Source organism: Pararhodobacter sp. CCB-MM2 (genome assembly GCF_001691415.1).
Lineage (GTDB): Bacteria > Pseudomonadota > Alphaproteobacteria > Rhodobacterales > Rhodobacteraceae > Pararhodobacter.
Genome location: NZ_LRRR01000023.1, coordinates 22,404 through 37,095, shown reverse-complemented (window position 1 = coordinate 37,095; position 14,692 = coordinate 22,404). Strand labels below are relative to the sequence as shown.

Annotated in this window: 11 protein-coding genes; 3 read left to right on the top strand and 8 right to left on the bottom strand. The window is 64.0% G+C overall.

The features are described from left to right. Positions 1-15: 15 nt before the first annotated feature. Positions 16-1,038: an aspartate-semialdehyde dehydrogenase gene (locus tag BCY78_RS18050; RefSeq protein ID WP_068304668.1), complete on the top strand. Its 1,023-nt coding sequence runs from the start codon at positions 16-18 to the stop codon at positions 1,036-1,038. A 55-nt stretch (positions 1,039-1,093) separates the two neighbouring features. Here BCY78_RS18050 and BCY78_RS18045 read toward each other — a convergent pair whose 3' ends face one another. Genes BCY78_RS18045 through BCY78_RS18020 form a run of 6 tightly spaced genes read right to left on the bottom strand, consistent with a single transcriptional unit; the run spans position 1,094 to position 7,708 of the window. Further along, positions 1,094-2,020: a hypothetical protein gene (locus BCY78_RS18045; RefSeq protein WP_068304667.1), complete on the bottom strand. Its 927-nt coding sequence runs from the start codon at positions 2,018-2,020 to the stop codon at positions 1,094-1,096. Between the two features lie 9 nt (positions 2,021-2,029). Next, on the bottom strand, positions 2,030-2,965 hold the full coding sequence (locus tag BCY78_RS18040; protein ID WP_068304666.1) for a hypothetical protein: 936 nt from the start codon (positions 2,963-2,965) through the stop codon (positions 2,030-2,032). Then, positions 2,962-4,569, bottom strand: coding sequence for a glycosyltransferase (locus tag BCY78_RS18035; RefSeq protein WP_068304664.1), 1,608 nt, complete (start codon positions 4,567-4,569; stop codon positions 2,962-2,964). The genes BCY78_RS18040 and BCY78_RS18035 overlap by 4 nt, the downstream gene beginning before the upstream one ends. After that, on the bottom strand, positions 4,566-5,684 hold the full coding sequence (locus BCY78_RS18030; protein ID WP_068304662.1) for a hypothetical protein: 1,119 nt from the start codon (positions 5,682-5,684) through the stop codon (positions 4,566-4,568). The genes BCY78_RS18035 and BCY78_RS18030 overlap by 4 nt, the downstream gene beginning before the upstream one ends. Before the next feature lie 25 nt (positions 5,685-5,709). Beyond that, positions 5,710-6,363: an ABC transporter ATP-binding protein gene (locus BCY78_RS18025; RefSeq protein WP_068304661.1), complete on the bottom strand. Its 654-nt coding sequence runs from the start codon at positions 6,361-6,363 to the stop codon at positions 5,710-5,712. Between the two features lie 13 nt (positions 6,364-6,376). Continuing rightward, on the bottom strand, positions 6,377-7,708 hold the full coding sequence (locus tag BCY78_RS18020; RefSeq protein WP_139103215.1) for a sugar transporter: 1,332 nt from the start codon (positions 7,706-7,708) through the stop codon (positions 6,377-6,379). A gap of 101 nt (positions 7,709-7,809) precedes the next feature. Between BCY78_RS18020 and BCY78_RS18015 the strand changes: the two genes are divergently transcribed. Further along, a complete protein-coding gene (locus BCY78_RS18015; protein WP_068304659.1) occupies positions 7,810-8,637 on the top strand; it encodes an ABC transporter permease in 828 nt (275 codons plus the stop codon). 9 nt (positions 8,638-8,646) lie between these two features. Here BCY78_RS18015 and BCY78_RS18010 read toward each other — a convergent pair whose 3' ends face one another. Further along, a complete protein-coding gene (locus tag BCY78_RS18010) occupies positions 8,647-9,636 on the bottom strand; it encodes a glycosyltransferase (protein ID WP_068304657.1) in 990 nt (329 codons plus the stop codon). 200 nt (positions 9,637-9,836) lie between these two features. Here BCY78_RS18010 and BCY78_RS18005 point away from each other — a divergent pair, with 200 nt between their 5' ends. Next, on the top strand, positions 9,837-12,467 hold the full coding sequence (locus BCY78_RS18005) for a calcium-binding protein (RefSeq protein WP_068304656.1): 2,631 nt from the start codon (positions 9,837-9,839) through the stop codon (positions 12,465-12,467). A 95-nt stretch (positions 12,468-12,562) separates the two neighbouring features. Here BCY78_RS18005 and BCY78_RS18000 read toward each other — a convergent pair whose 3' ends face one another. Further along, positions 12,563-14,497 carry a nucleoside-diphosphate sugar epimerase/dehydratase gene (locus BCY78_RS18000; RefSeq protein WP_083195132.1) on the bottom strand — a complete coding sequence of 645 codons (1,935 nt, stop codon included), beginning with the start codon at positions 14,495-14,497 and terminating at the stop codon, positions 12,563-12,565. Positions 14,498-14,692 lie beyond the last annotated feature (195 nt).

Genomic DNA, 14,692 nt, shown 5'->3' with positions numbered 1-14,692 from the left:
GCATTGGAGGTCCGCATGGGCTATCGAGTCGTCGTCGTTGGCGCCACGGGGAACGTGGGTCGCGAAATGCTCAACATCCTCGCCGAACGGGAATTCCCGGTCGACGAGATCGCCGCGCTGGCCTCGCGCCGCTCGCTGGGCACGGAATGCAGCTTCGGCGACAAGACGCTGAAATGCCAGGACCTCGACACGTTCGACTTCAAAGGCTGGGACATCGCGCTCTTCGCCATCGGCTCGGACGCGACCAAGGTCTACGCCCCCAAGGCTGCGGCGTCGGGCTGTGTCGTCATCGACAACTCGTCGCTCTATCGCTACGACCCGGACGTCCCGCTGGTCGTGCCGGAAGTGAACGCCGAGGCCGTCGACGGCTACACCAAGAAGAACATCATCGCGAACCCGAACTGTTCGACCGCGCAGATGGTCGTGGCGCTGAAGCCGCTGCATGACCGCGCCAAGATCAAGCGCGTCGTGGTCTCGACCTACCAATCCGTGTCGGGCACCGGCAAGGAAGCCATCGACGAGCTGTGGAACCAGACCAAGGGCATCTTCGTCCCCGGTCAGGAAGTCGCGCCGTCGGTCTATCCCAAGCAGATCGCCTTCAACGTGATCCCCCATATCGACGTGTTCCTGGATTCGGGCGACACGAAAGAAGAATGGAAGATGGTCACCGAGACGAAGAAGATCCTCGACTCGAAGATCAAGGTCACCGCGACCTGCGTGCGCGTGCCCGTCTTCGTCGGCCATTCGGAATCGATCAACATCGAGACCGAGGACTTCCTCGATTGGGAAGAAGCGACCGAGATCCTGCGCGAAGCGCCCGGCATCCTCGTCGTCGACAAGCGTGAGGCCGGTGGCTACATCACGCCCGTCGAATGCGTCGGTGAATACGCCACCTATATCTCGCGCATCCGTCAGGATTCGACGATCGACAACGGCCTGAACTTCTGGTGCGTCTCGGACAACCTGCGCAAGGGCGCGGCTCTGAACGCGGTGCAGATCGCCGAGGTTCTGGGCCAGCGCTGCCTGAAGAAGGGCTGAGGCCCTTCGCCGGAGCGGAAGTCAGGGGGCGTCCTTCGGGGCGCCCCTTTGCGTTTCAGAACAACGTCTTGCGGTCGGGGAAATAACGCGCGCGCAGGCGTTCGTTCGACTCGGCATAGTGCGCTTCGATCGCAGCACGATGGCCGCGCGGCAATTCATGCGGCGCGCCCCCGGTCAGGCGCAGCAGATGCGCCAGCTTCAGCGCCCCCCGGTAGAGCAGGTTCGATCCGCCGCCGCTCTTGCGCAGAGCCAGCACGCGGTTCAGCACCCGCCGTACCCGGATCTCGCCGTCGGTCATGGCGCTGTTCAGCCGGGGTGGCCGTGTCAGACCCTGCACAGAGGTCCCGATCTGCGCGCAATAGTCGGCGATCAGGTCGCTGTCTGTCAGGAAGTCAGGCGTCAGCAGGCGGATCGACAACCGATCCCCGCCCAAGGCCTTTTCCCAACGGCGCACCAGGGCGCGGTGGTTATGCCCGCCGGATTGGTGCCCCAGATAGGCCTCGAAGCTCTCGGTGCTGCCCCGGTGGACGCTCTCGGAATAATTGCTGAGGACGATCTCGGACTGGGGCCGCAGGTAGACGACATAGCGAACCGAGGCGAAGCGCGCAGTCAGGAAGGTGTCGAGCGCGGCGATCTTCTCGGGCGTGTCCAGCCAGACGGCCAGATGCTCGGAGCTGGCGACATAGAGCGCCTCGGGCCATTGCGCGATCCCCGCATCCAGAAACGCGGCGAAGGTTGCGGCCCGCTGGCGCATGTCGTCGGGCGTTTCCAGCTGGAAGACCCGCCGGGCATGGGCATTGGCCACCCCCGCACCCACCGCATCGAGGGCAGCGATCCCCAGCTCGATCTGGCTGGTGAAACGCGTGTCACAGGGGGCGTAGCGGATCCCGCGCGCAGCCAGCCCCTCGGCGTTCAGCGCCAGAAACCCCTGGATCGAGGTCGAGCCGCATTTCGGCAGCCCGATGTGGATCACCGCGTCCATCGGACCCTCTCAACGCTGGGAAAAGAGCGTCTCGCGCTCAGGGAAGAAATCGGCACGCAGGCGTTCGTTGCTCTCGGCGTTGAGGGCGCGGATCTCGGCGATCTGCGCCTGCGACAGGCGCAGGCGGGAGCCGGGATTGGGCAGGCGCATCTTCATCAGCTTCAGCAGGCCAAAGAACACCGGGTTCGGGCCACCATTCGACCGACGCGCCGGAATGCGGCGACCCAGCTTCAGATAGAGGTCGATCTCTTCCGCGCTGAGCGAGACGTTCATCCGTGGTGGGTCCTGCAGCGGGCCACGGTCGATGCCGGCGGCGGCGCAGAAGTCGTCGAGCAGGTCGCCGTTCTTCAACTCGGTCCGGTCCAGCAGGCGCACGGTCAGGTTCTCGCGCCCGGCGACGCGGGTCCAGATCTTGGCCTTGCGGTGGAAATCCATCGCTTCCAGCCGCTGCTGGTAATGCTCGTCGAAGGTCAAGATCTCGCCGCGCTTGATGCGCTCGGAATAGGTCGAGAGCATGAATTCTTCCTGCGGGCGGTAGTAGACGATGTAGTGCACGCTCTCGAAATGGCGCTTGAGGAAATCGTGCAGCGCCTGCACGCGCGGGCGTGTCGACAGCCAGGAATGCACCTGCTCGGACGAGCCGAGATAGACCCCCTCGGGCCAGGAATTCACCCCCTCGGCCAGCATGGCGTCGAAACGGGCCACATAGGCCTCTTGCTCGGCGCGGGTATGGGCGCCAAGGGCATGCTTCTTGTTCGCGGCACCGGCCATCTCGCCCACGCCGACCAGCCCGGCCAGACCCAGCTCCAGCTGCGCGATGTTGCGCGGATCGAAGGGCTGATAGCGGATGCCCTGATCCTGCAGCGCGGTGCGGTTCAGCGACAGGAAGGACTGGATGGTCGTGGTGCCGGATTTCGGCGTCCCGATGTGGATGACGGCTTTCATGAGGCGGTCCGGTAGCTGGCCAGCAGCGCCAAGATATGCTCGGGCAGGCTGACGGGGGGGATGGCATGGGTCCAGTAGGTGGCCGGGGTCACGCCGCCATTCAGGACGCGCTCCAGAACGGCGTGCAGCGACTCGGCGTCGCCGGCGCGGAACACCGTCTCGGGGCAGCGCCCCAGTTCCTGCGCACCGCCCCGGTCCGAGGTGATGAGAGGGATGTGCCTTGCATGCATTTCAATGGCGACTTGCGGCAGGTTGTCTTCCCAGATCACCGGGACGATGCCCATGTCCACGCTTTGCAGCAGGTCCGACAAGCCGGCATGGGTATAGCCGTCCACATGCCGCAAGGTGGCGATATGGCCCTGCAACGCTTCCATCAGCGCGACGGGCTCGGCTTCGAGCTTGCGCGCGGCGACGGTCAGATGGATGCGCGAAGCCAGCGCCCGTGGGAGCCGGCGCAGGGCCTGCATTAGGAAATGGAAGCCCTTGTCGCGCCGCATGTAGCCCAGATAGGCAAGGTGCAGCGTGCCGTCGTCGGACAGGAAGCTCGGCTGCGGCTTGGTGTAGTGCCATTCTCCGGCCTCGGCGCTGCCGATATAGAGCGTCTGCAGCCGCGAGGCGTGGATGCCGTGGGTCAAGGCGATCTGCCGCACGCGATCCGAAACGCACAGCACGCGGTCGCAATGGGCATTGATCAAACTGACCATCCGCGCGCGTCGCTGCAGGAAGGCGTCGGCTTGCGCGCGGGCGGTCTGCTGCGTGGGCGGTGTGCGGGGTGCCTCACGCTCAGGGGCAGCGTTCGAGACGGGAAGGCCGCTGCCCGCGCCCGCTGCCTCGAAGGCCAGCATCGGGGCGGGCGCCGGCATGGGGGCTACACTGGGCGCAGCGACAGGGGAGGCGCCGGCGTGCGCGGCGTCCCGCTTGCGGTGGCGCGCGGTTTTCAAGCGACGCAGGCTGCGCCACGCGCTGCCGGCCAAGGGCTCGAACACCCCGTCATAGAAACCCGAGCCGGGGCCCATACCCATCCGCGACAGGCCCCAGGCGGTGGCATAGGCCATCCGGACCGAACCCTGCGAGGGCCGCGCCACGAGACAGCGCGTGCATTTCTCGCCCGCGTGGAAATCATCGCAGGTCTCGCGCTCGGAGAACCACAGATTCACCTGCGGACAGATCGGGTAGTAATTGTGCAGCGACAGCACGAACTTGGTCTGGGGCCAACGGTCCTTCAGCGACAGGACATTCGCGGGAAGGCCTTCGAGGTTGTTGAAATGGATGACATCCCAGGGCCCTGTCCGCTCGACGAAATCGGCAAAGGCCTTCTCGGTCGGGGCGTGTTCCAGCTGCTCGGGGCGGCCGTAGCCGGCATGCGACGGCGCGATGACCCCGGAATTGACCAGCACATGCCGCTGCTGCGCCCCTTGGCCGCGCGTGACGACATGGGGATCGCGCCGGTGAAGGTCATGGGCCAATCCGGCGCAGAGCATCGCCGTCTCGATGCCGTCTTGCCGGCCCAGCGCATGCAGGAGATTGCGCTGATAGACGGTGACGCCACCGCCGCGCTTGTCGGCATCGAACGGGTCGGCCCAGTTGTAGAACAGGATCCTCACGCTTCAGGGTCTTTCCGCCGCTTGCGGCCCCGGCCGCCACGGGGGCGGTCCGGGCCGTCGTCGCCCAGGGCTCCCTCCAGCTTGGCGATCCGTGCCTGCTGGGACAGCACGAGGCTGCGCAGGCGGCCGATCTCGGCGCTGAGCATGGCAACACTTTCATCCATCTTTCGCTGCCCATCGTCGAGGGCGCGGGGCAGCGCGTCAAGCATGGTCGGCAGGTCGATCGACGCGTTGGGCAGGGCGGCCAGAAGCTCCAGCCCCTCGCGGGAGCGTTTGGCGATGGCGGCGAAATCGGGTCCACCGCCCAATCCCGTGCCCGCCTCGGCTGCAAGGGTCTCACGTGCGCTCTCGACCACGTCGCGGATATGGCGCGGCTTCAGATCGGACCGACCCAGCCCACGCTGCAGCGGCAGCAGCCTTGGGTCCAGTTTCGGATTGGGATCTCGGCCAGAGCCAACGGGATGCAACAGCATCGGCTTGTCGAGCGCCGCGAGGAAATCTGCATAGATCGCGTCCTCGTTCCGAAGATCGTCCGTGAACTGGCGGATCATCACATTCCGAGGGCCGAGGATCTCCAGCCAGGGATGCAGGGCGAGGGCATAGTCCCAGTGGACGGGCTCCAGCCAATGGCAAACAGTGGCGTCGAAGCCGGGCACGTCGCGCCCCATCTTGATGAGCTGGTTATAGTAGCTTTCCAGATGATCCTGCGGCGCGCGCAGGTAGGCGATGGCCCGGATCCGGATGTCCGGAGTCCGTTCGACCAAGGCCCTGAAGCGTTCGACGGCGCCGGGATAGGCCGCGAGGCGGATAAGCTCTTCACTGCTGATGAGAAGGGCATGACCTTCGGGGAGCATCCGGGCTTCCTCGAGGAAGATGTCCCACAGAGCATCCGAATCCTCCACAGGATCGAAGCTGAACATCATCTTGTGGGCGCCTGCTTCGTGCAGCAGGGTTAGCGGCAGTGTCGAGTGCTTGTCGTGATGGCGCGCGGTCTGCGCATAATGCAGACCCAGCCCGGCAAGGCCCTCGGCATTGTTGGCGCAGAACACCTGCAGCGCGGTGGTCCCGGTCTTGAAATGGCCGATATGGAGAATGATGTCGCGGGTCTGGGTCATGCGGGATCCGGATGGCGCCGGGGCGTCATTTCATATTGCTCTTGTGGTGATTGACCGCTTCTTCGAGGTCTTCGAAATACGCAAGCTTGCCTTGGTGCAGCACGATTGCAGCGTCGCAATACTCGCGCAGCTCCTCAAGGTTGTGGTTGACCAGAATGGCGCTGGATTTCAGCATGCGGTCCCTGAACAGCTGTTTGGACTTGCGACGGAAGCTTTGGTCCCCGACGGCAGTCACCTCGTCGACAAGATAGGTGTCGAAGGGGATGCCCATCGAGATCCCGAACGTCAGGCGGGATTTCATCCCCGAGGAATAGGTTCGGATCGGCATGTCGAAATGCTTGCCGATCTGCGCGAAGTCCTGCACGAAATCCGCCAATTCCTCGGTGTCGACGCCATAGACCCGGGCGAGAAACCGGGTGTTCTGCGCGCCGGTCAGATCCTTGTGGAAACTTCCGCCAAGGCCGACCGGAAACGAGATCGACCCGTCGCTCCACACCCTGCCGGAATCGGCGGGCATGGTCCCGGCGATCAACGACAGCAGCGTCGATTTGCCGGCCCCGTTCCCCCCCAGCAAAGCCAGCGACTTTCCGGTTGGCAGGGTCAGGTTCAGGTTCCGGATCACCGGATGGAATTCGTTTCGGACCCAGAAACCCTTGGACAGATGCTCGAAGCGGATCATGGCGACCCAGTCCTCAACCGCGATCGCGAAGGCTGTAGTAGATCATCGCCAGTGCGGCCCAGCCCAACAGCAAGAACCCGAACAGCAGCAACGTGAGCTGCATCCGCTGGGGATACTCGGCGCGTTCCGCAAGCGTCGGGCGAACATAGGTCGCCAGATAAAGCGATTGCCGCTGCGCATTCGACCGCGCACTGTCGAGGGCCTGAAGCGCGGCGGTATAGGTCATCTCCGCGAATTCCTGATTGACCGTCAGTGCCTCGAACTGGGCGATCAGGCGGGGATAATCGGTATCGAAGGTCGTGACGTCCTGCGTGGCGAAGTTCCGGCGTTCCTCGGTGATACGCTGGCGAATGACCTCGATCCGGCGCTCGGCCTGACGGACCCGCGGGTCGCTTTCGGCCGAGGTCTGCAGCAGCAGATCGTAATCGACCAAGGCCTGGGCCAGGGTCTGCTGCAACCCGTTGATCACGCCCATTCGACCGGCAATATCCGCTTGCGGGTCGACGATCTGCGTACGGGCGCGGAAGCTGGCCAGCTCCTCGCGCGCGGTGCGCAGACGCTCCAGCGCATCGTCCAGATCGCGCTGGGCGTTGGCCATGGTGTCCGAGCGCGCCTGTTCATTGAGCGCGTTGATCATCTCCTCGCTCTCGGAGACGATCACCTGCGCGATGCGCTGCGCCATCTCGGCGGTATGGGCGTTCACCTGCACATCCATGAGCCCCGAGTTCTGATCGTAGGACACCGTCACGATGCGGTGCCAGTACCACATCAGATCCTCGATCGTGGCGTCGGGCCAGATCGAGAACAGGGGGTCGGTGCGCCAGAATTCAGAGTAATGGGCGCGTAGATCGACCTGTTCCTGCGTCCGCTCCACGATCTGCTGACTGTGCACATAGGCATAGAGCACGTTGGCATTGGAGGTCGTACTACCGCCGACGAAGGCGCTGAGGCCCCCGACAAGTTCCGAAGCAGAGGTCGTTTCCTCGCTGCGGACGGTGAATTCGGTCTTCGAGGCATACATGTCCTGCGCAAAGACATTGAGGTACAGCGAAAACAGGAAGGTCGGCACGATCACCATGATCACGAAGGCCAGAAACAGGCCGCTGTGCCGACGCTTGAGACGCGCGCGTGCGGCTACAGGTCGGACCGCCGGCTCGGCTGTGTCACCACGGGGTGCGGGGCGGCCCTGCGGGGCCTTGCCGGAGACGTCACGCGCAGGATCGGTATGCTCCGGATTTTCCTCCGACATGGAATCGAGTTGATCGAGCTGCGCGGTATCGGCGGCGGCACGCCGGTTTCGTCTGGCCTGCGTGCCCCGTGCACCAAGGCGTCCCTGTTTTTCCATGCCGGCCTGATCCTGCTCCACGTCGCGGTTCCGCGCGAATTGCACTGCGTTGCGAATTTCTACATAGTCCCGGCTGCATTGGCCAGAAGAAGGGTTGCGCAATGAGTGTCGCCTCCGGTTCCCTTGAAGAGTTTGGCAGTGAGTTGCCGAGGGCACCGCAACGCATCAAATACCGCGCTTTCCGGTCGATTTCGGCATTGATGCTGCGCGAGGTGGCAACCCGCTTCGGTCGGACGCCCGGTGGCTTCATCTGGGCCGTCCTTCAGCCCTTGGCGACGATCATCGTCCTTGGGTTCGCGTTCTCCCTCATCGCACGCACGCCGTCTCTGGGCACCAGCTTCATCATGTTCAAGGCGACGGGTATGCTGCCGTTCAGCATGTTCAAGACGACATCGAACATGGTCGGCAAGAGTCTGTCCTTTTCAAAGCAGTTGCTGGCCTATCCCGGGGTGAACTGGATCGACGCCGTGCTGGCGCGCCTGTTCCTGAACGTCGCGGTGTCTTTGGTCGTCACGATCCTGATTCTGGCAGGAATAATCTACTTTGAAGGGCTGACCCTGATCCTCGATTGGCCAAGGATCGCCATGGCGACGCTGCTGGCCGCCCTGCTCGGTTTCGGGATCGGGATGCTGAATTGCTTCCTTGTCGAGAGAATCTCGATCTGGTCGAACGTCTGGGGCATCATGACCGCACCGCTTATGATCGCTTCCGGTGTGCTGATGCTCTACGACGACCTGCCGCCGCTGGGGCAGAAGTTCTTGTGGTACAATCCGGTGATGCACATCACGGGCCTCATGCGCGAAGGCTTTTATTCGACCTATCAGCCTTCCTACATCTCGATCCCGTATGTCCTCGCCTGCTCCTTGATCCCGTTGTGCCTCGGCTTGTTGCTGGTACGGCGCTACCATCTGGAATTGCTGAACCGCTGATCGGCGCGGTCATTCACCCTCGGCATGCGAGATCACGTCGTCGTGAGGGCGGCCCGTTCGTCCGCGCAGCCCGTCCCACAACGCCAGCCTGAACAGCCGCAGATAGCGCCGGCGTTCGCCTTTGTGGTGGCGCAGTCGCAGAAGCCAGCGCGGGATGTAGAGCAACAGCACCGGGACAAAGAAGATCCCCGTGGCGATCCGGTACAGGATCAGCAGGTTGCGGTGGTAGTAATAGACCTTCCAAAGCGGCCTGATCCGGGGGTCCGCATTGGAATAGGTCGAGCTGTCATGCTCGAACCGGACCGAAGGGTCGAAGGCCAGGCGATGGCCGGCCGCGGTCAGGCCCATCGTGTAGATCGCATCGTCACCATACAGGAACAGCGCAGGATCCGGGTATCCGCGCCGCGCCACGGTCGTTGCGCGGACAAAGAACCCCACGAAGGATGCGCCGTCGATCCTGCGCAGTCCCGGACGGGCAAAATCCTCGGCGCCGAGGTGGAACGCCCCGCGACCGCCTCCCAGCAGCGTGTGGGCCAGAATGCGCTTGTGCCAGAACGGGTTGAAGGTGGGCCGGTTCATCTCGCACAGGGTGCCGTCCGGGTGTCGGACAGCCGCCGCGAACCCGTCATAGCCGTCCAGATCCAAAGCGTGGAAGGCTGCCATGGCGCCGGGCGCCGGGCGCGCGTCATCGTCCATCACGACGATCCAGTCCGGCGCCAGATGGGTCATCGCGTGCCGCATCCCGGCCTCGAAACCGCCGGCGCCGCCCCCGTTCTGCGGCAGCGTCAGCACATGCACGCGTGGATCCTGCTGCGCGGCCAGATAGGCGCCGGTCCCGTCGCCCGAGGCGTTGTCCACCACGAGAATCGCCGCCAGATCCTCCTCCGCCTGCGCAAGGAGCGCGGGCAGGGTCACCTGAAGCTGCTCCAGACGCCGATACGTCACGACAACGGCAACGAGGCGTCCCTGCGCCCCTGTCAGACCCTCAGTCCCGTCCATGTCCCGTCGCCCTTTTCCCTTGTGCGGCCAACTAGGCCCACCCTGCGCGGCGTGTCAAACGAGGGGCCACGAACACCGATCTGCCAAAAAGGAACAGGTCAAATGCAACATGAAGACCACTGTTTCGCCACAATCCCGCTCAAAGCGCTGCCGTCGTTTCCGGTCAGAGTGTTTGTTAGTGTGTTAGTAGGGGTTTGGCCATGGAGCTTCGGCTTGACGGCATAGTGCAGACAGGCGTCTCGCTGCTCGATTCCGGCATTACGGATTTCGAGGTGGCGGTGGTGGACGGGGTGGTTCATCTCTACGCGTCCACCGGTCGCAACGGCGGCGTCGCCGAGTATGTGATCGGCGCTGACGGGCAGGTCACTCTCCACAGTCGCGTCATCTTTCCCGACAACATCACCGGCAGTGTTGATGACAATCTTGTCCTCGTCGACACGCCGAATGGTCCCGTTTTGATGGTCGGCAGCCGCGGCAGCGGCTTGATCGGCTATAACATCACCGGCAACGGTGGATTGGGCCAGCAGGGCACGACGGGCTGGGGCGCTTTGGATACCGCGATCGAAGGGGGCAGCGTCGCCTATCTGGCAGCCCTGATGGAGCTGTCCGATCAAACCGGCGGCTGCTTCCCCGGCGGGTTTGACAGCACCCATGTCGTGTCTGTTGCCGGCGCCACGGTCGGCAGTCAGGAATTCGTGCTGGTCGCGGATGCCGTGGGGAACAGCGTGACCGCATTCCGGTTCGATGCCCGCGCCGGCCGCTTGGTCGAGGTGTCGGAAATGGGGGCAGAGCAAGGCCTCGGCATCGACGCGCCGACCGCGATGGAGGTCGTGACGCTGGGCGGCCAGACCTTCGTGCTGCTGGCCTCGGCCAATACCTCGTCGATATCGGTGATGCAACTGACGGCGGGCGGCGATCTGGTTCCGACGGATCACGTCGTCGACACGGGCGCGACCCGGTTCGAGGGGGTGCAAGCCCTCGCCGTCACCGAAGTCGATGGCCGCGTCTTCATCGTCGCCGGCGGCGCGGACAACGGCATCACCCTGTTCACCATGCTGCCGGATGGCACCCTTCTGGAACTGCAGACGCTGGCGGACGCCGACAACACGTCGATGCATTCGGTCTCGTCGCTGGAGATCGCGGTGTCCGGCGACACACTCTATGTCTTCGTCGGCTCGCAGCGAGAGGGCGGCATCACCACCTTCACGCTGGACCTTTCGGATCTGGGCCGGGTGATCGAGGGGCAAGGCGGCCGCGAGGAGCTCTCGGGGACCAATCGGGCGGATATCCTGATGGCCTCCGGCGCGAATGACACGCTGATCGGCGGCAATGGCGACGACATCCTCGTGTCGGACGGAACCGGTACCGAGATGATCGGCGGGGCCGGGGCCGACACTTTCGTCATCCGCGAAGGCAGTGGGGCAACGGCGATCCAGGACTTCCGGCCGGGCGAGGATCGGCTGGATCTGAGCGACCTGCCGATGCTGCGGGACCCGTCGCAGCTGACGGTGACCAGCACATCCTCCGGGGCGGTGATCGAATACCGCGGACATGTGGTGGTGATCTCGTCCGCCTTGGGGCAACCGTTGCAGATCCGCGACCTGTTCCCGGATGGCTTCGACTGGGCCGATCATTTTCCCTATCTCCCTCCGGAAGGCGAGGAATCGGACAATCCCGGCGTCTGGCGCGTCGGAAGCCGCAACAACGATGACCTCGGCGGAACGGCGCGCGACGATACGCTGGACGGCGGGAACGGTCGCGATACGCTCGATGGCGGCCGAGGCGACGATCTGCTCGTCGGTGGGGGCGGTAACGATGTCCTGCGGTCCGCAAGCGGGGACAACACGCTGATCGGCGGCGACGGGGCTGACCGGGTCATCGGCGGCAGCGGCAGGGATTCCATCGAAGGGGGATCCGGCAACGACAAGCTCAAGGGCGGCGCCGGGCAGGACACGATCCACGGCGGGACCGGCAATGACAAGCTCCTCGGCGGAGGGGGCGACGATCTGCTGATCGATTCTGAAGGGCGCAATGTCATCAAAGGCGGCGGCGGGAATGACACCGCCCGGGGTGGTTCCGACAGTGACCGGATCCTCGGTGGGTCGGGACAGGATCTTCTGGAAGGCGGCGACGGCGCGGACACGCTGGATGGCGGCGGTGGCCACGACACGATGCGCGGCGATGCCGGAAGCGACGTGATGCGCGGTCGGTCGGGCGACGACGTCATCGATGGCGGGGACGGCAACGACAATCTGCAGGGGGATGGCGGCGACGACACCCTGCTGGGCGGCAATGGGGCCGACACGCTGGACGGGGGGGATGGCGATGACAGTGTCGATGGCGGCGAGGGCAACGATCGGCTGTTCGGACGCATCGGCGACGACGAGTTGGACGGCGGCAGCGGCAACGATGCCGTCTGGGGCGATGAAGGCAACGACACGCTTCATGGCGGCTGGGGGGATGACTGGCTCTCCGGCGGCAGCGGCAACGATGTCCTGAGCGGAGGGCCGGGCAATGATACGCTACGCGGGGGCTCTGGCGACGATCGTTTCTGGGGTGGCGCGGGGGCCGATGTCTTCGAGTTCTTCCGCGATCACGATACCGGGCGGGTCATGGACTTCAATCCGAACGAAGGCGATCTGATCAAGCTGGACGACTGGATCTGGTTCTCGCTGGGCGATCTTACGGCAGAAGAGGTCGTGGAACGGTTCGGCTCCGTCGACGGGCATGGGAATGTCGTTCTCGACTTCACCGATGTGGGCGGCAATGTCGTGACCCTGAATGGCTATGACGATCTGGAGTCGTTGCCTGACTATATCGAGATCATGTGATGGCGGGGTATCGACCCCAGGAACATTCTTTAGCAGGAAGGGTGGCTCGCGCCACGCGGGCCACGGTCCCCCGCAAATACCAAGGCGAACGCGCGTCAGTCCGTGTCGCGGAGGTTGGCGGAGGTGCGCTCGGCTTTCTTCGGCGGCCCACCCATGTCGCCATTCGCCGGCAAGGTCTGGTTCTCAAGATCCCGACGCAGCCAGCGCATCATTTCGTCCACCGCGGTGTTTGCATCATCGGCCTCAAGGGCGGTCTGAAGCGCATGAAGGGCGCGGGTGATCTCGAATTCGGAGAGCATCGACTCCCGTGCACTTCCCAGCTTCGGATGGGCCGTGCGCTCAAGCTTGCGGGCGACCGTCAGTTCTTCGTGCAGCTTCTCGCCGTCACGAAGGCCCGTGGTGATGATCTCGATATCGCCTTCGGGGTTGGCCCCGTCACGCACCGAATAACCGGCCGCTTCGATGACTTGCCGCGCCAGATCGGCGATGCGCACCGGCTCACCCATGTCGAGCACGAAGATCTCGCCACCCTGCGCCAACGTCCCGGACCACAAGACCAGACGGCACGCCTCCTGAATGGTCATGAAATACCGGGTGACATCCTTGTCCGTCACCGTGACCGGGCCGCCCCGGCTGACCTGCTCGTAGAAGATCGGCACGACCGACCCCGAAGAGCCAAGGACATTCCCGAACCGAACCATGGTGAAGATCGTCCCGGCAGAGCGTCGTGCCATATCGCCGACGATCAGCTCGGCCATGCGTTTGGTTGCCCCCATCACCCCGATCGGCCGCACCGCCTTGTCGGTCGACACCAACACAAAACGCTCAAGGCCTGCATCGTTGGCAGCCTGAGCGACGACCTGCGTGCCGAATACGTTGTTGGCAATGCCGGCGAGCGGGTTCTGTTCGACCATCGGCACATGCTTGTAGGCCGCCGCATGAAGGATGACCTGAACCGACTGACGCGCGATTGTCGCCTCGACCACGCGGCGATCCGTCACCGACCCGAGGATCGGCACAATGTCGCAGTCTGTGCCCTCGGCCAGGGCCCGCAGCTCGCGGTCGATGTTGAACAGGGCAAATTCGGTGAGTTCGAAGAGGACCAGCTTGCGCGGTTTGCACGCGAGGATCTGGCGGCAGATCTCGGACCCGATGGAGCCGCCCGCGCCGGTGATCATCACCACGCGGCCCTCGTAAGCAGAACACCCACCGTCCAGAGCGTCCTTCAGATGCTTTCGTCCCAGAACCGAATTCGGGAGGACCGGCGTCAGCTTGTTGACGATCTCCTCCTCGCCGATCAGCTGCGCGAACGAGGGCAGAGCCTGCACATCCACATGCAGACCGGCGATCCGTCGTGCAATCTGCGCCTGCCTCGGCTGGCTGAGGGACGGCATGGCCAACAGAACCCGATCGACCCCATGCGCATGGATCAGGGATTCGATCCGCTGGGCCGGATACACCGTCTGCCCGGCAACACTCATGCCGTGAAGAACACTGTTGTCGTCGACGAAACCGACCAGCCGCACCTCGTCTGAGGTGCGCAGCGCCATGGCCAATTGGATGCCGGTCTTGCCCGCGCCGTAGATCATCACGCGCGTTTCCGGCTGGTTATGGCGGTAGATCGCCATCAGGATCTTCAGCAAGGCAACCCGCGACGCGCCGCTGAACACCGAATAGATCAGCGCCAGCACGATGGGGGTGCCATTCTCGACCCCAGATACTTGGACAAGCCGCAGAACGATCAGAAGCCCGGCCAGAACGCCGCCCAATGCCGCGGATCGACTGAGGGCCGAGAGTTCGTAGGATTTCAACTGAACCCGCGGCAGCCCCAGACCGATGGACAGGAAAACAGCCGCGATCGACATCAGCACAAGCGCAGGCGCCTCGGCGCGGACCTCGCCCGACGTCGGGATTGCCCCGATGGAAATGGCCATCGCGGCCAGCATCGACACGGGAACGAGCAATACATCCAGCGACAGAAGGATCAGTTGCTTGGCCGGCCTGGATAAGGTCGTAAGACGCGACAACATGCGGAAACCAAAAAAAGAACCAGAATGACTTGATTGGGCCTTGGCGGTGTCAGCAAACCGCTGCGAGCCACGAGAACTGCGACTCAGCTTTGCACGATTTGCCGCTTGTTTCAGCATTTATTTCGCCCTGCTCCCGGAAAACGAGTACGCTATCGCCGTCTTTCCAGCAAAAGTGGTATGACGTTAGCATTGCTG